At 65.1% G+C, this 15461-nt stretch carries 16 protein-coding genes; 9 read left to right on the top strand and 7 right to left on the bottom strand.

Annotated elements, in window-relative coordinates; translation table 11 throughout:
• Positions 1-2: 2 nt before the first annotated feature.
• Positions 3-1640, bottom strand: coding sequence for a fatty-acid--CoA ligase FadD8 (gene fadD8, locus A5766_RS04495; RefSeq protein WP_005207513.1), 1638 nt, complete (start codon positions 1638-1640; stop codon positions 3-5).
• 150 nt (positions 1641-1790) lie between these two features.
• Here fadD8 and A5766_RS04490 point away from each other — a divergent pair, with 150 nt between their 5' ends.
• Positions 1791-2447, top strand: a complete 657-nt coding sequence (locus A5766_RS04490; RefSeq protein ID WP_005207514.1) for a GNAT family N-acetyltransferase — start codon at positions 1791-1793, stop codon at positions 2445-2447.
• Between the two features lie 43 nt (positions 2448-2490).
• On the opposite strand, the gene A5766_RS04485 is transcribed toward A5766_RS04490, so the two are convergent.
• From A5766_RS04485 to A5766_RS04475, 3 genes are read right to left on the bottom strand one after another with little or no spacing between them, the layout of a single operon-like run.
• Positions 2491-2883 carry a hypothetical protein gene (locus A5766_RS04485; RefSeq protein WP_005207515.1) on the bottom strand — a complete coding sequence of 131 codons (393 nt, stop codon included), beginning with the start codon at positions 2881-2883 and terminating at the stop codon, positions 2491-2493.
• Positions 2880-3788 carry an SDR family oxidoreductase gene (locus A5766_RS04480; RefSeq protein WP_005207516.1) on the bottom strand — a complete coding sequence of 303 codons (909 nt, stop codon included), beginning with the start codon at positions 3786-3788 and terminating at the stop codon, positions 2880-2882. The genes A5766_RS04485 and A5766_RS04480 overlap by 4 nt, the downstream gene beginning before the upstream one ends.
• A 50-nt stretch (positions 3789-3838) precedes the next feature.
• Complete coding sequence (locus A5766_RS04475) at positions 3839-4648, bottom strand: SDR family oxidoreductase (RefSeq protein WP_005207517.1); 810 nt, start codon at positions 4646-4648, stop codon at positions 3839-3841.
• A gap of 128 nt (positions 4649-4776) precedes the next feature.
• On the opposite strand from A5766_RS04475, the gene A5766_RS04470 reads away from it, so the two are divergent.
• The 4 genes from A5766_RS04470 to A5766_RS04455 are packed head-to-tail and all read left to right on the top strand — an operon-like array spanning position 4777 to position 8318.
• Complete coding sequence (locus tag A5766_RS04470) at positions 4777-5547, top strand: enoyl-CoA hydratase family protein (protein ID WP_005207518.1); 771 nt, start codon at positions 4777-4779, stop codon at positions 5545-5547.
• Between the two features lies 1 nt (position 5548).
• The gene (locus A5766_RS04465; protein ID WP_064903605.1) at positions 5549-6469 is read left to right on the top strand and encodes a CoA transferase subunit A; all 921 of its coding nucleotides are present in this window, start codon (positions 5549-5551) and stop codon (positions 6467-6469) included.
• Complete coding sequence (locus A5766_RS04460) at positions 6466-7230, top strand: CoA-transferase subunit beta (RefSeq protein ID WP_005207520.1); 765 nt, start codon at positions 6466-6468, stop codon at positions 7228-7230. The genes A5766_RS04465 and A5766_RS04460 overlap by 4 nt, the downstream gene beginning before the upstream one ends.
• A complete protein-coding gene (locus tag A5766_RS04455; RefSeq protein WP_064903603.1) occupies positions 7227-8318 on the top strand; it encodes an NAD(P)H-dependent flavin oxidoreductase in 1092 nt (363 codons plus the stop codon). The genes A5766_RS04460 and A5766_RS04455 overlap by 4 nt, the downstream gene beginning before the upstream one ends.
• A gap of 30 nt (positions 8319-8348) precedes the next feature.
• Here the strand turns inward: A5766_RS04455 and A5766_RS04450 are convergent, their stop codons facing one another.
• On the bottom strand, positions 8349-9980 hold the full coding sequence (locus tag A5766_RS04450; protein WP_231894545.1) for an acyl-CoA synthetase: 1632 nt from the start codon (positions 9978-9980) through the stop codon (positions 8349-8351).
• Positions 9981-10090: 110 nt separating this feature from the next.
• The gene (locus A5766_RS04445; RefSeq protein ID WP_064903601.1) at positions 10091-10681 is read right to left on the bottom strand and encodes a TetR/AcrR family transcriptional regulator; all 591 of its coding nucleotides are present in this window, start codon (positions 10679-10681) and stop codon (positions 10091-10093) included.
• 111 nt (positions 10682-10792) lie between these two features.
• On the opposite strand from A5766_RS04445, the gene A5766_RS04440 reads away from it, so the two are divergent.
• The 4 genes from A5766_RS04440 to A5766_RS04425 are packed head-to-tail and all read left to right on the top strand — an operon-like array spanning position 10793 to position 14470.
• Positions 10793-11743: an ABC transporter ATP-binding protein gene (locus A5766_RS04440; protein ID WP_039856366.1), complete on the top strand. Its 951-nt coding sequence runs from the start codon at positions 10793-10795 to the stop codon at positions 11741-11743.
• Positions 11740-12477 (top strand): ABC transporter permease, encoded by a 738-nt coding sequence (locus A5766_RS04435; protein WP_005207525.1) that lies wholly within the window; start codon positions 11740-11742, stop codon positions 12475-12477. Before A5766_RS04440 ends, A5766_RS04435 begins: the two co-directional genes overlap by 4 nt.
• Positions 12474-13841 (top strand): sensor histidine kinase, encoded by a 1368-nt coding sequence (locus A5766_RS04430; protein WP_231894544.1) that lies wholly within the window; start codon positions 12474-12476, stop codon positions 13839-13841. Before A5766_RS04435 ends, A5766_RS04430 begins: the two co-directional genes overlap by 4 nt.
• Positions 13838-14470: a response regulator gene (locus A5766_RS04425; RefSeq protein ID WP_005207527.1), complete on the top strand. Its 633-nt coding sequence runs from the start codon at positions 13838-13840 to the stop codon at positions 14468-14470. Before A5766_RS04430 ends, A5766_RS04425 begins: the two co-directional genes overlap by 4 nt.
• Here A5766_RS04425 and A5766_RS04420 read toward each other — a convergent pair.
• Positions 14460-15263 carry a polysaccharide deacetylase family protein gene (locus tag A5766_RS04420; protein ID WP_005207528.1) on the bottom strand — a complete coding sequence of 268 codons (804 nt, stop codon included), beginning with the start codon at positions 15261-15263 and terminating at the stop codon, positions 14460-14462. The two genes, A5766_RS04425 and A5766_RS04420, sit on opposite strands and share 11 nt — an antisense overlap.
• Positions 15264-15461: the final 198 nt, after the last annotated feature.

The following is a 15461-nucleotide window of genomic DNA, read 5'->3' as shown; positions in this document are numbered from 1 at the left end:
TCCTACCCGACACCGCGATCCGACGACGCCCAGAACTGAGCGCGCAGGGCCTTCTTGTCGGGCTTGCCGAGTCCGGTCAGCGGCAGCGACTCCACGAAGATCACGTCCTTCGGCGACTGCACCGCCCCCTTGCGCTGCTTCACCGCGTCCTGGATCTCCGCTGTGATTCGCTGCCGGTCATCGTCATCGGCCTCGACATCGCCACGCAACACGACGACGGCGGTCACCGCCTCACCCCACTTCTCGTGGGGCACACCGATCACACCGACCTGACCGACCGACGGATGCTCTGCGACAACGTCTTCCACCTCTCGCGGAAACACGTTGAAGCCACCGGTGACGATCATGTCCTTCGTGCGATCGACGATGTACCAGTATCCGTCGGCGTCCTCACGCGCGACGTCACCCGTACGCAGCCATCCGTCGCGGAACGTCTCCGCGGTCTGCTCCGGCAATCCCCAGTAGCCCGCGGCGAGAAGCGGTCCGGCAACACAGATTTCGCCCGGCTCGCCCTGCGCCACCGGCTTGTCGTCGGGTCCGAGGAGCGCGGTACGCAGAAACGACGACGGCCGCCCACAACTCGATAGCCTGCGCGTGTCTTCGCCCGGCCTGGGGTGCTCGTCCTTGGCGAGGTAGCTGATGACCATCGGCGCCTCCGACTGCCCGTAATACTGCGCGAAGATCGGTCCGAATCGCTCGATGGCCTCGGCCAGCCGCACCGGATTGATCGGCGAGGCACCGTAATACACGGTTTCCAGTGACGAGAGATCACGGGTGCGCGAGTCCGGATGGTCCATCAGGGCGTAGAGCATCGACGGCACGAGCATGGTGGCGCTGATCTTCTCCTCCTCGATGGTGCGCAACACCTCCGCGGGATCGAACTTGCTCAGCACCACCATCGACCCGCCCTTCATCAGCGTGGGGAGGAAGAACGCCGCGCCCGCGTGCGACAGTGGCGTACACATCAAAAAGCGCGGCCGCGTCGGCCATTCCCACTCCGACAACTGGATCTGGGTCATCGTCGTCATCGCGCGAACGGTGCCGATGACACCCTTGGGTTTGCCGGTGGTGCCGCCGGTATAGGTGATCGACATGATGTGATCCGGCGAGAGTTCGGCCGCGGTCAGCGGCGTCGCGTCGTAACCCGCAGCCTCCGCGACGACGTCGCGACCGACGTCGGACAACGCCTCGGGCACGGGACCGAGCGTGAAGATCTGCTTGAGTCCGTCGACTCGTTCCATGAGTGCGACTGCGCGCTCGACGAACATCGGCACCGGATCGATGACGAGCGTCGTCACTCCGGCGTCGGACAACACGTACGCGTGATCGTCGAGCGAGCCCAACGGATGCAGTGCGGTGCGTCGCCAACCCTGCGTCTGGCCAGCACCGATGACGAACAGCACCTCGGGGCGATTGAGCGCGAGCAGACCCACCGACGATCCCGTGCCCGAACCAAGCCCCTCAAAAGCTTGGACGTAGCGGCTGATCTCGTCGGCCATCTGCGCGCCCGTGAGCGTGGTGTCGCCGAGTTCGAGCACGTTGCCCGACGCGTTCTTGGCCAGTGCCGCGACAAGGAGGTCGCCCATATGGGTCGATCCGCGCAAGTGGTCGATTTCGGACTCAGAGATCTCAGATGCCATGCGTCTCAGAGTAGGACGTGTTCTAGATTCATGAAAGGTCAACCAGCCGATTGCTGCCTCTAGGTGCGACAATCAAGATTTCGCGGCCGCGATGGAGAACTAGAACCTGTTCCATGTCGTACCGGCCAGTAGCTCACTAGGATCGACAGCATGACTGATGTGGATCTGGCAACCGAACGTCGCGACATCGCCGACGCTCTCCTCACCGCTCTCGACCGACGACATGAGGTGCTCGACGCCATCGTCGACGCCGACGATCACACCCAAGCCGTCTCCGCGATCGCAGAACTCCTCGGCAAATCACAGCTCGGCGCATCGGCAATCCTCGACATGAAGCTCGACCAGTTAACCAAGGACGAACGCCGACGAAATCAGAGCGAACTCGACGACCTGAACCACCAACTGACCTTCACACTCGCCGAGCGTCCCGCGAGCAGCGGAGACACCGTCGTGCTGCGTGCCTTCTCCCCCAGCGACGACGCCGAACTGTTCGCCGAGCGGACCCGCGAGCTGGGGGTCGCCGGAGACGGCTCGGGCCAGCCGGCCCGCGAGATCGACCAGGAGATCGCACAGGCCGCAGGACGGGTCGACGAGGAAGAGGCGGCGTGGCTGGTCGTGACCGACGGCGACGACAAGGTGGGGTTTGTCTTCGGCGAACTCACCGACGGCGAGGTCGACGTCCGCGTCTGGGTCCACCCCGACTTCCGCAAGCAGGGATACGCCACCGCCGCGATGCGCAAGGCACGCTCGGAGATGGCGGGCTACTTCCCCGGAGTCCCGATGGTGGTGCGCGCGCCGGGCGTCTGACAAGCCTCTTCCGGCACCACCGCGTCGACGCTGAGTACGCCACTCAGCGTCGACGCGGAAGTCCGAAACGCGCGACGATGGTGCGAATCCGGAGCTCGTCGTCGATCAGGAACGATTCGCTCACCGGCGCCCACAGCCCTAATGCCTTGGGGGCCACGTGGACTCGATACTTCGTCGACACCGTGTGGCCCGCGACCGCCGCCTCGAACCCGCTGACCCGATGAATCAGACGGAATTGCGGGCCGCGTGCCAGGCTGCGGGCGATATGGTCGCCGCTTCGCCCGGTCTTGATCCCCATTTCCACACGCGTGCAATCCGGGTGAAGACGAACACCGGACGGATCGTGGCTCACCAGCGCGTCAACGTACGCCCGCGCGGCGGCAATCCGTTGTCCGCCAACGGAATCGCCCTCGTCGACAGGAGCACCGTCGGTCATCGTGCCCCGTACACGGGCACCGGGGCCGGCGTCTTGGCCAGCAGATCGTCGACGACGGTCGTGAGTTCGGCAGGCTCCCAGCGGGCGCCCTTGTCGATCGACGCCGCGCGCTGCCAGCCGTCGACGACGGTGATCTTGCCGCCCTCGATCTCGAAGACCCTTCCGGTGACGTTCGACGATTCGACCGATCCGAGCCACACGACCAGCGCGGAGATGTTCGCCGGGTCCATCGCGTCGAACGAGCCGTCGTCGGGTGCGGCCATCTGCGCGGCCATCGCCTCGCCGGCCCCCAACGTCATCTGCGTGCGCGCCGACGGTGCGATCGCGTTGACCGTCACACCGTAGGCACCCAGCTCGGCCGCGGCCTGGACGGTGAGTTCCGCTATGCCTGCCTTCGCTGCCGAATAGTTGCCCTGGCCAACCGATCCGAACAACCCCGCGCCCGACGACGTGTTGATCACGCGAGCCTGCCGAGTCGAGCCCGCTTTGGATTCCGCCCGCCAGTACGCGGCGGCGTGGCGCAGTCCGACGAAGTGTCCCTTGAGGTGGACCCGGACGACGGCGTCCCACTCGTCCTCCGACATCGCGACGAGCATCCTGTCGCGCACGAAACCCGCGTTGTTGACCAGGATGTCGAGGCCACCGAACTCGTCGAGCGCGGTCGCCACCATCGCGGCACCGGAGTCCCAGTCGGCGACGTCGCCGACCGAGGCAACCGCCTGACCTCCACTCGCGGTGATCTCCTCGACGACCGCTGCGGCGGCATCCTCGGCGTAGTCGTTCACCACGACAGCCGCGCCGTCGGCCGCGAACGCCAGCGCGTGGGCACGTCCGATCCCCTGACCCGCGCCCGTCACGATCGCCACGCGACCCGCGTTCGACCCATGTCCGTTGTCGCTCAACACAATCCCCTCATGTGGATTCGTCCCCTTTTCGAACTCTGACTCTTACTGACTCACAAGGCGTTACCCGCGTTGGCGGCGTCGAGAAATGCCGGCTTCTCGCCACCACCGTGGACGGTGAGCATCGAGCCGGTGATGTAGCCGGCGAGCGGTGAGAGCAGGAAGGCGACGGCATTGCCGACATCCTCCGGCGTCGCCATCCGCCCCATCGGAATGGTGCGCCCCACCGCTGCGACGCCGTCAGCGTCACCGTAATGCATCTGTGCCAGTTCGGTTTCCACCGGACCGGCGATCACGGAGTTGATCCGCACACGAGGCGCCCACTCGACGGCCAGCGACGTCGCCGCGTTGTCGAGACCGGCTTTTGCCGCGCCGTACGCGGATGTACCCGGCGACGGCCGGTGGCCACTGACACTCGACACGTTGACGATCGCTCCGCCCGATTCCTGTTGCTGCATCACCGCATTCGCGGCGCGTGCGACCAGTAGTGGTGCGAGCAGGTTCAGTTCGACGATCTTGCCCGCAAACGACGACGACGCGTCGGCGGCGAGCGCAAACGGCGATCCACCCGCATTGTTGACGACGCCGTCGAGCGACCCGTAGGTCTCGACGATCTGCGCGACCATCGTGGTCACCGAAGCCTCGTCGCGCACGTCGCACGCGATGAACTCACCGAGCGCCAACGCGTCGTCGGTCGGGTTGCGCGCGCAGATCACCGGGACCGCACCGAGATCGGCCAACACCTTGGCGATACCCAGGCCGACGCCGCGCGCACCACCGGTGACGAGGACGACCTTCTTCTCCACACCGAGATTCGTCTCCCGTGGCGGGTCGAGACGTGTGACCTGTGACCGCGGACCCATGGGTGCTACCCTACCAAACAACCAAGCATTTGCTTGGTTGATGTTTTCCAGAGTCAGTGGTTATCCGGGTTCACTGCCTCGATAACGGGGTTCACAACACGGGATGCGTCCCGGGAGGAGGGCATGGCGTGCCGATCACCAGTACGCGCTCGGCGAGTGGTGTCACCACCATCACCGTCGACTATCCGCCGGTCAACGCGTTACCGTCGGCCGCGTGGTTCGAGTTGGCCGACGCGATTCTCGCCGCGGGCGACGATCTCGACACCCACGCGGTGGTGTTGCGGGCGCAAGGTCGGGGATTCAACGCGGGCGTCGACATCAAGGAGATGCAGGCAACCGAGGGGTTCGACGCGCTGATCGGCGCCAATCACGGCTGTGCCGCCGCGTTCTCCGCGGTCTACGACTGCAAGGTGCCGGTCATCGTCGCCGTCAACGGATTCTGCGTCGGAGGCGGAATCGGTCTTGTCGGCAACGCCGACGTGATCGTCGCGTCGGAGGGCGCCGTCTTCGGGCTGCCGGAGGTCGACCGCGGCGCACTCGGCGCCGCAACGCACCTCGCCCGTCTCGTCCCGCAGCACATGATGCGCACGCTGTACTACACGGCGAGCAACGTCACCGCAGAACAGCTCCTGCACTTCGGGTCTGTCTACAAGGTGGTGCCTGCCGACGAGCTCGACGCGACGGCGCTCGACGTCGCCGAGCAGATCGCCGCGAAGGACACGAGGGTCATCCGCGCGGCGAAATCGGCGATCAACCACATCGACCCTGTCGACGTGAAGGCCAGTTATCGCCTCGAGCAGGGCTACACCTTCGAACTCAATCTTGCAGGCGTTGCCGACGAGCACCGCGACGCCTTCGTCGCGACCGGAAAGCCGAAGACCGCACAGGGGAGCCGCTGACATGACCCAAACCTCAACGCCCCAGACCGCGACGCCGACCGACAAGACCAGCACCCTCGACGACGTCATCGGTGAACTCCGCGACGGCATGACCATCGGAATCGGTGGGTGGGGTTCGCGTCGCAAGCCGATGGCACTCGTCCGGGCCCTCGCCCGCTCCGACGTCAAGGATCTGACGGTCGTCACCTACGGCGGCGCCGACCTCGGATTACTGTGCGCCGCAGGCAAAGTCCGTCGCGCGTACTACGGCTTCGTCTCGCTCGACTCGGCACCCTTCTACGATCCGTGGTTCTCGGCGGCGCGCACGAGTGGCGCCATCGAATCCCGTGAGATGGACGAGGGCATGGTCAAGTGCGGGCTGCAGGCCGCTGCCGCTCGCCTGCCGTTCCTGCCGACACGCGCCGGACTCGGGTCGTCGGTGCCGGACTTCTGGGAGGGCGAACTGAAGACCGTCACGTCGCCGTATCCCGATCCCGACGGCCGCACCCAAACCCTGATCGCCATGCCTGCACTGCGACTCGACGCCGCATTCGTCCACCTCGACCTCGCCGACTCCCGCGGCAACGCCGCCTACACCGGCGTCGACCCGTACATGGACGACCTGTTCTGCGCCGCGGCGCAGCGTCGCTACCTCGAGACCGGTCAACTGGTCTCGACCGAGGTACTGGCCAAGTCCGTTCCGACGCAACGGCTTCTCCTCAATCGGATGCACGTCGACAAGGTCGTCCACGCGCCCAATGGCGCCCACTTCACGTTCGCGGGCGAGTACGGCCGCGACGAGGCGTTTCAGCGGTTCTACGTCGACTCCGCGAAGGATCCCGAGAAGTGGTCGACGTTCCGTCGCCGCTTCCTCGACGTCGACGAGGAGACCTACCAGCGCGAGGTCGACGCCTGGCGCGGCGAGCAAGAGGAGTCGAAGTGACAACTGCGGCAACAGAAACGGCTGTGACCCGCGCAGAGGTGTGCGTCGTCGCATGCGCCGAGATCTTCCGTGACTCCGGCGAGATCATGGCATCGCCCATGGCTCCGGTGCCCCTGCTCGGTGCACGGCTTGCACGCCTGACCTTCTCGCCCGACCTGCTCATCACCGACGGTGAGGCCTTGATCCTCGCCGACACACCGCCGATCGGGAAGTCGGGGCCCATCGAAGGATGGATGCCGTTCTCCAAGGTCTTCGACGTGGTGACGTCGGGTCGGCGACACGTGGTCATGGGCGCCAACCAGATCGACCGTCACGGCAATCAGAACCTGTCGGCGTTCGGTCCGCTCCAGCACCCCACGCGCCAGATGTTCGGCGTGCGCGGCGCTCCGGGCAACACCATCAACCATCCGACCAGCTACTGGGTACCCCGACATTCCGCGCGCGTGTTCTGCGATGAGGTCGACGTCGTCAGCGGAATCGGTTACGACAAGGTCGATCCCGACAATCCGGCATTCGACGACCTCGATATTCATCGCGTCGTCACCAATCTCGGTGTCTTCGACTTCGGCGGACCCGGCCACACGATGCGGGCGCTGTCGCTACACCCCGGTGTCGGGGCGGACGAGGTCGTCGAGAACACCTCGTTCGAGATCGCGGGACTCGAGCAGGCTACGCCGACACGGTTGCCATCGGAGAACGAGCTGGCCATCATCCGAGACATCCTGGACCCCAAGGGTGTTCGCGGTCGGGAGGTCAAATGAGTTCGACGGCGCGCGCGGCCGCGCTCCCGACTCGGTTCACCGAGTTGGTCGGCGTTGAATACCCGATCGTGCAGACCGGGATGGGATGGGTGTCGGGCCCATCGCTGACATCTGCGACCTCCAATGCAGGCGGTCTCGGCATCCTGGCGTCGGCGACGATGACCTTTGCCGAGTTGGAAGCGGCAATTTCGAAGACGAAGTCGTTGACCGACAAGCCCTTCGGAATCAACATCCGCGCCGACGCCACCGATGCCACCGAACGGATCGACCTACTGATCCGCGAGGGGGTGCGCGTCGCGTCGTTCGCGCTGGCACCCAAGAAGGACCTCATCGCGAAGCTCAAGGACAACGGCGTCGTGGTGATCCCGTCGATCGGAGCGGCCAAACACGCCGTGAAGGTCGCGTCGTGGGGTGCGGATGCGGTGATCGTGCAGGGCGGCGAGGGCGGCGGCCACACCGGACCGGTCGCGACGACGCTACTGCTTCCCTCAGTGCTGGATGCGTTGCGCGACAACGGTTCCGACATGCCAGTGGTCGCGGCGGGAGGCTTCTTCGACGGTCGAGGGCTCGCCGCGGCGCTGGCATACGGAGCCGAAGGTGTCGCGATGGGCACCAGATTCCTGCTCACCGCCGACTCCGCGGTTCCCACCGCGGTGAAACAGGAGTATCTGACACGCACATTGAACGACACCGTCGTCTCGGTGAAGGTCGACGGTATGCCGCATCGGGTACTGCGCACCCCACTCGTCGAGGCGCTCGAAAGCGGCAGCCCGATCCGCGCGCTGTTCGCTGCTGGACGAAATGCCAACGAGTTCAAGCAGTTGACCGGCATGAAGTGGACGACGATGCTGCGCGACGGGCGTGCGATGCGTAAGTCGGGCGATCGTAGCTGGCAGCAGGTCATCATGGCGGGCAACACCCCGATGCTGTTGCGCGCGGGTCTTGTCGAAGGTGATACGCGCGCAGGGGTTCTCGCGTCCGGCCAGGTGGTCGGGATGATCGATGACCTACCCAGCTGCGATGCCCTCATCCAATCGATCATGGACCAGGCACACGAGCGGCTGAAAGCACTGAGCGCGCTGGGGTGAGACTCGGCAACCCGTTCGTGCTGAAGTGAACTAGCTCGACCCCGCGATGTCGGCGTGCTCGACGCGCAGGTTCTTCTTGAGGATCTTGCCCGACGGGTTCTTCGGCAACGCCTCGGCGAACACGACGAACTTGGGCCGCTTGTACGGTGCGAGGATCGACGAAAGATGCGCTGTCACTTCTTCTTCTGACAGGACAACGCCATCCTTTGGTACAACGACGGCTGTGACGGCCTCGATCCACTTGGGATGCGGCACACCGAAGACGGCAACCTCAGCGACGCCGTCGTGGAGGTAGATTGCCTCCTCGACCTCGCGGGACGCGACGTTCTCGCCACCGGTCTTGATCATGTCCTTCTTACGGTCGACGACCGACAGGTACCCGTCCTTGTCGATCACGCCCAGGTCGCCGGAGTGGAACCAGCCGTTACGGAAAGCCTCGGCGGTCTTGTCCTCGTCGGCGTAATAGCCCAGTGCCGCATGCGGACTGCGGTGCACGATCTCCCCGACCTCGCCGACAGGCACCGGGTTGTCCTCGTCGTCGACGACGCGGGTTTCGACGTTGAGTGCCGCGCGCCCCGCCGATCCGGCGCGATCGAGTTGCTCGTGCGGCTGCAGAATGGTTGCCAGCGGCGACATCTCGGTCTGTCCGTAAAAGTTCCAGAGTCGAACCTCCGGAAGCCGACGCGCCAGCTCTCGCAGGACTTCGACGGGCATCGCCGCGGCGCCGTAGTAGCCCTTGCGCAACGACGAGAGATCGCGCGTATCGAAGTCGGGGTGGCGCAGCAGCGAAATCCATACGGTGGGTGGGCAGAACAGTTTGGTGACACGCTCGGCCTCGATGGTCGCCAACATCGTTGCGGCGTCCGGCGCGTGCAGGATGATGCTGGTCGCTCCGAGATAGACATCGACGGAGAAGAAGCAGTCCAACTGGGCACAGTGGTACATCGGGAGCGCGTGGATCTCGACGTCGGAGCCCTCCATCCCACCGTCGACGATGCACGAGACGTACTGCGTCATCAGTGATTTGCTCGACAGCAGAACGCCTTTGGGGCGCGACTCGGTGCCGGAGGTGTACATCATGCGGACCGGCTCGTCGTCGTCGACGACGACGCCGGGGGCAGACGCGTCACCGGTGGTCATCCATTCGGCGACCGGCTCGAATCCCCGCGGTGCCTGCGTCCCCGCCAGGGGAATCCACCCGCGGATGTCGATGGGCGTACCCGCGGTCTCGATCGCCTCGATGACCGTCGGCCCGAGCGCATCTTCGACGACGACGCCCGACGCCTGGCTGTGGTCGAGGATGAAGGCGATCTCGGAGACGCCGAGTCCGAAGTTGATCGGTACGAGGATCGCTCCGATCCGCGCGCACGCGAAGTTCAGCACGGCGAACTGCCACGAGTTGTGACTGATCAGCGCCAGCCGGTCGCCGCGAGAGAGTCCGCGCGCGGTGAGCGCGTTGGCGCAGCGGTTGACCGCGGCGTCGAACTCGGCGTAGGTGAGGCGCACATCGCCGTCGATGATCGCCACCTTGTCGGGCGTGCGTGCAGCCGTGCGGTGCAGCATGTCGCTGATCGTGTTGCCGCGTGCCGTCGCGACCGACGCCTGCGTTGATTCAGTGAAGGTCGATTTCTTCAAGGTCGACTCACCGTTGCCTGTACCCACCGCGTACTCCTTCGTCCCCACCGAACGACACCCAAATTACTAGGTCATCCAAGTATGTGGACGCGAATCGGCAGCTTGAATGGCGCCCAGAAGGATCCAGCCAGAAGGATTCAGCGCGGCAGTATCCCGTCGAGCACGATGGACAGGTACTGCTTGGCGATGTCGTCGACCGACAGCGAGCCGCCCGGCCGGTACCAGCGGACCGCGACCCAGACCGTGTCGCGCAGGAAGCGGTACGCCAACTCGATGTCGAGGTCGGCACGGAACTCCCCGTCGGCCACGCCATGTGCGAGCACCGAGTGCCACAGTTCACGGAATTCGACGTTGCGTTCGTTGATGTACGCGAAACGCTCTTGTCCCGCAAGGCGTTTGGCCTCGTCCTGGTAGATGGCGACCGCATGGCGTTGTGCGCCTATCGATTCGAACGAGGCGACGACCAGCTCGCGCAGCGTCTCCGTCGCGGAGAGGTCTGCGGCCGCGATCTCCTGGTATCTCGCGAAGAGGGAATCGAGGAAGCTCCGCAGGATCTCGTCGACCATCGACTCCTTGGAATCGAAATGGTGGTAGAGGCTTCCCGACAGGATGCCGGCGGAATCGGCGATGTCGCGCACCGTCGTCGACCGCAGTCCCTGCTCAGCGAACATCCGACCTGCCGTCGCCAGCAGTTCGTCTCGCCTCGTTGACCCGTTGCGCGTCGCCACTCGCCAACCCTAGCAACTGCTTGGGCGTCGACGTGGGTCCACCGATCGGCTGAGTCGAATGTAGTCGAGCGGTGGATCCGCATGCGGCGTGCGCGGCGGATCGTTGTACGCATGGCAATGATCGAAGTGGCAGGACTGACCAAGAGCTACGGCGACAAGCAGGTGGTCCGTGGCGTCGACCTCGAGATCGCCGAAGGCGAGATCTTCGGCATCCTCGGCCCCAACGGGGCAGGTAAGACGACGACCGTCGAGTGCATCGGCGGACTTCGCCGACGCGACGGCGGCCATGTGCGTGTCGCCGGGTTCGATCCGGCCGACGAGGGACGCGGACTCCGCGAAGCCCTCGGCATCCAACTGCAGGAGTCGCGCCTACCCGACAAGCAGACCGTCGGCGAGGCGATGCCGCTGTACTCCAGCTTCTACTCGGCACCCCGCGACTGGCGCGAACTACTCGACCGACTCGGCATGAGCGGCCACGAGGGCACCTACTTCGGCAAGCTCTCGGGCGGGCAGAAGCAGCGACTTTCGGTGGCATTGGCACTCATCGGCAATCCGAAGGTGGCCATCCTCGACGAACTGACAACCGGACTCGACCCGAGCGCACGCCGCGAGGTGTGGGGTCTGCTCGAAGACCTCAAGGACACCGGCGTCACTCTTCTGCTGGTCAGCCACTTCATGGAAGAAGCTGAACGCCTCTGCGACCGCGTCGCAGTCATCGACGACGGGCGGGTCGTCGCCCTCGACACCCCCGCAGACCTCGCGACGTCTGTGCAAGCCGACCAACGGATGTCGTTCATCCCCACTGCCGCCGTCGACCTCCACGCACTCGCAGCGCTCCCCGATGTGCACCGCGTCGAGCGCACAGGCGAGCGGGTTCTCGTCACCGGCACCGACAACGTGGCGTCCGCCGTCATCATCGCGCTGCACGAACACGGCATCGCGTGCGGCAAGCTCCGCGTCGACCAACCGAGCCTCGACGACGCGTTCCTCGCGCTGACGCACGCACCAGACCTTCATGTTGCCGCCACAACCGAAAACGATTCCGAAGGAGTACGACGATGAGCGCCACCACCGCGATGATCGGTTCCGAGGCAAAGCTATTGGCGCGCAATCCGGGCGTCGTGATCTGGACGGTGATCCTGCCCGTCGCGGCGTCGATCATCATCGCGTCGATCCCCGCCGCGCGCGAACCGCTCGACGAATTCGGCGGCCTGAGCGTGTTTCAGGTGTACCAGCCGATTCTGGTGCTGTTCGTCGTGGCGTTGCTCGCCGTCCAGGCGCTACCGGACGTACTCACGAGATACCGAGAGATGGGAATTCTCAAGCGGTTACGCACTACTCCGGCATCTCCGAGTCTCCTGCTGGTCGCGCAATTCGTGCTGACCTCCGCCGTCTCGATCATGTGTCTCGCGCTGATCGTCGTCGTACCGGGGATCATCTCGGGGCAGTGGCCGCAGCATCCCGTCGGGTTCATCGTCAGTTATGTGCTGACGGGTTGGGCTTTTCTCGGCCTGGGCATGGTGATCGCGTCGCTGTTCCGGAACGCCAAGGTCGCTGCGGGATTCGGCTCACTGGTGTTCTTCGTGTTGATGTTCTTCGCCGGATTGTGGGTACCCCGGGCGACGATGCCCGGGTGGTTGCACGTCACGTCGAACCTCACTCCCTCCGGTGCGGGAACGCAGGCGCTGGTCGATACCGCGACGACGGGCTGGCCAGCGATCGGGTACTTCGGCACACTACTGGTGTGGGGCGCAGTGACCACCGCGATCGCGGTCCGGACCTTCAAGTGGGAGTGAACAGCCCATTCACCACCACTGCGCTGGCGCACGGCCTGTTCCGACGCAACCTCGAGCGTGAACCGCAGGGACGCTGGCGCGACTGTCGGCACGAGCTGACCTGGCCGGACATCATCGTGCCCCCGACGGCCGAGGTGTGGACGCTTCGGGTTCTCTATCTTGTCGCGCTTGTCGTCGCCCAACTCGTGCCTGCGTCGTCGACGCAGCATCTGGTGAGTGCCTCGGCGTTGATCGCGCTGATGGTCTTCACCGAGATCTGGACTCGCGTCAACATCGGGCCCATGTGGCGGCGTGTGGGGATCTTCGCTGTCACCACCACGCTGATCGCCGTCGCGATCGCCGCGACACCGATCGCAGGCATCGCGTCGTGGGCGGGTTACATGCTCTACGCGTCATTGTTCACCGGGCTCCCGATGGTGCTGACCATCAGTGTGTCGTGCGTGCTGATGACGGCGACGCAACGCTATGGCTGGGAGAACCTCGCCAATCCCTGGTGGGCGTCGGTACTCGCGTGGATTCTGAACTTCGTGATCGGCGTCGCCGTCGTAGTCGTGACCGAGGCACGCGAGACATCCGTGATTCGACGCAACCAGCTCACCGAAGACCTCCTCGCAGAACGTTCCCGCACCGCCCGACTGCAGTCCGAACTCCTCGAGCAAGCACGACTCGTAGGCATCCGCGACGAGCGTTCCCGCCTCGCCCGCGAATTACACGACACCGTCGCACAGGGATTCGTCGCGGTGGTCACGCAGTTGGAATCCGTCGACGAGGCTGAACTGTCCGACGCCACCCGCGACCGTGTGGACAACGCGAAAATGCTTGCGCGCGAAGGACTCGGCGAAGCGCGACGCGCGGTGAACGCACTCCGACCGCTCACACTGGACGCACAACCGCTACCCACCGCTGTACAGGATCAGCTCACCGCCTTCGCCAAGCGCAATCACATCACCGCGGTACTGCGGGTCGACGGCGACGCCCACGACCTCGGCGGCAGTGACGACACCGTACTGCGCATCCTGCAGGAATCACTGGCGAACATCGCCAAACACGCGGGCGCGCAACGGGTCGTGGTGACGCTGACCTACCTCGACGACGAACTGTTGCTCGACATCCGTGATGACGGAGACGGTTTCGACGTCGACGCGGTACGACGATCCGCTCACAGCGGCTTCGGACTGACAGGCATGGTCGAACGCGCGCAGTTGCTCAGGGGGACCGTCGTCGTCGAATCCGATCCCGGTGCGGGTTGCGTTGTCTCCGTGTCGATTCCCACCGAACGGTCGATTCCCACCGAGCGGTCGATTCCCACCGAGCGGTCGATTCCCACCGAGCGAAGCGATGGGTCGAAAGCAGTACCGCAATGAGCTCGCGGTCAGACCAGATAAGTATCCTCGTCGTCGACGATCATCCGGTGGTACGCGACGGGATTCGCGGGATGCTCGAACGCGAAGCAGACCTCACCGTCGTCGGCGAGGCGACCAGTGGCGACGAGGCGCTCGCCCAGGTGGCCGCGCTGACACCCGACGTCGTGTTGATGGATCTGCGCATGCCGGGATCCGATGGTGTCGGGGCCATTCGGGCTCTGCGCGCAGCCGACCGCGACTGGCCCCGCATCCTTGTGTTGACGACGTACGACACCGACACCGACATTCACGCGGCCGTCGACGCGGGAGCCGACGGCTACCTCCTCAAGGCAACCCCGCGCGACGACCTGATCTCAGCGGTGCGTCGTGCTGCAGCCGGCCACAGCGTTCTCGACCCTAGCGTCGCGGGAAGCCTGATGAGCCGCAATCGTGCCGACACCCTCACCGAACGAGAGCGAGAAGTGTTGCACGCCATCGCCGGAGGCGGCACCAACCGTCAGGTCGCCGCCGAACTGATGATCAGCGAGGCGACGGTGAAGACGCATCTGCTGCGGCTCTACCCGAAGCTCGGTGTCGCCGACCGTGCCGCGGCCGTGCGGGTTGCGTTCGAGCGCGGGCTCATCCGGTGACGAAGTAGTCGTCGAGGGTGACCATGGTCAGCTTGCGTTCTCTGATGATTTCCGTGAGTTGTGGGTAAATGTGCGTCACCGCAGGGTGATTGGCGTGCCCGATCACCACGGCCTGCTGGCGGAAGTAGGTGCGCGCGTTGGCGATGATGTCCTGCTCGCGCAGTACCCGCTCGTCGCCCAACGTCCCGTACCACATGGTCGACGCCGTGTAGCCCTGGTCGGCGGCGACGCGGTCGACCGCCGCATTGCGGTGTCCGTAGGGCGGACGATAGAACGGCGTGCCATCGACTCCGAAGGTGTTCTGCAGGAAGCGCTTGTTGCGGTTGAGCTGGTCGGCGATCGCACTCTCCGACAATGAGGTCAGCGACGGATGCGTCCAGGTGTGATTCCCCAGCTGGATCTGACCCGATTCCACCAGCGGCGCAAGCGAACTCCGATGGTCGGTCCAACTCTTGTACACACCGGTGACAAAGAAGGTGAAGCGCGCACCGGTGTCCTGCGCGAACTTGATGTACGCGCCGACGACGTCCGAACGCACCCCGTCGTCGATGGTCAGCGCGAGATAGTTGCCGTGCCCGGGTAGCGCGGTGATCGGCCCCTTGGGAAGCGGCGCCTTGCTGGGCACAACGGGTGGGGGTGCAACGAGGGGAGGCGTGAGTAACTGCTCAGGCAAGCCCGGCAACCGGAGGTTCGGCGGAAGCCCCGGCGCCGCAGCGGCTTTCGAATCAGACAAACCGGATATCGCAACGACGGTGCCTGCCGCCAGTGCTGCGAGGAAATGGCGACGGTCCACGCCGTCCACTTAACAGCAGAGCCACTGACCACACCAGTCACAAGAGGGGCACAGATGATCCATGGGTGGGTAAAGCCCCGAAGGATCTACCCACCCATGACGGGGTGTGACGTCGCTGAGCCTTAGCCTCGATCCACCGATTCGTATTCGTTTGGGCGGTGAGGGATAGACGAAATGCCCTGTCTGAGTGACAGAATG

The sequence above is a fragment of the Gordonia sp. 852002-51296_SCH5728562-b genome, from assembly GCF_001665475.1.
Taxonomy (GTDB): domain Bacteria; phylum Actinomycetota; class Actinomycetes; order Mycobacteriales; family Mycobacteriaceae; genus Gordonia; species Gordonia sputi.
The sequence above is the reverse complement of the archived record's forward strand: the minus strand, read 5'-3'. Positions and strand labels throughout refer to the sequence as shown.

Coding starts and splice junctions, on each gene's coding strand:
- A5766_RS04425 (WP_005207527.1), top strand. CDS start 13,838: ATGAGCTCGCGGTCAGACCAGATAAGTATCCTCGTCGTCGACGATCAT.
- A5766_RS04490 (WP_005207514.1), top strand. CDS start 1,791: ATGACTGATGTGGATCTGGCAACCGAACGTCGCGACATCGCCGACGCT.
- A5766_RS04465 (WP_064903605.1), top strand. CDS start 5,549: ATGACCCAAACCTCAACGCCCCAGACCGCGACGCCGACCGACAAGACC.
- A5766_RS04440 (WP_039856366.1), top strand. CDS start 10,793: ATGGCAATGATCGAAGTGGCAGGACTGACCAAGAGCTACGGCGACAAG.
- A5766_RS04435 (WP_005207525.1), top strand. CDS start 11,740: ATGAGCGCCACCACCGCGATGATCGGTTCCGAGGCAAAGCTATTGGCG.
- A5766_RS04475 (WP_005207517.1), bottom strand. CDS start 4,648: ATGGGTCCGCGGTCACAGGTCACACGTCTCGACCCGCCACGGGAGACG.
- fadD8 (WP_005207513.1), bottom strand. CDS start 1,640: ATGGCATCTGAGATCTCTGAGTCCGAAATCGACCACTTGCGCGGATCG.
- A5766_RS04455 (WP_064903603.1), top strand. CDS start 7,227: ATGAGTTCGACGGCGCGCGCGGCCGCGCTCCCGACTCGGTTCACCGAG.
- A5766_RS04485 (WP_005207515.1), bottom strand. CDS start 2,883: ATGACCGACGGTGCTCCTGTCGACGAGGGCGATTCCGTTGGCGGACAA.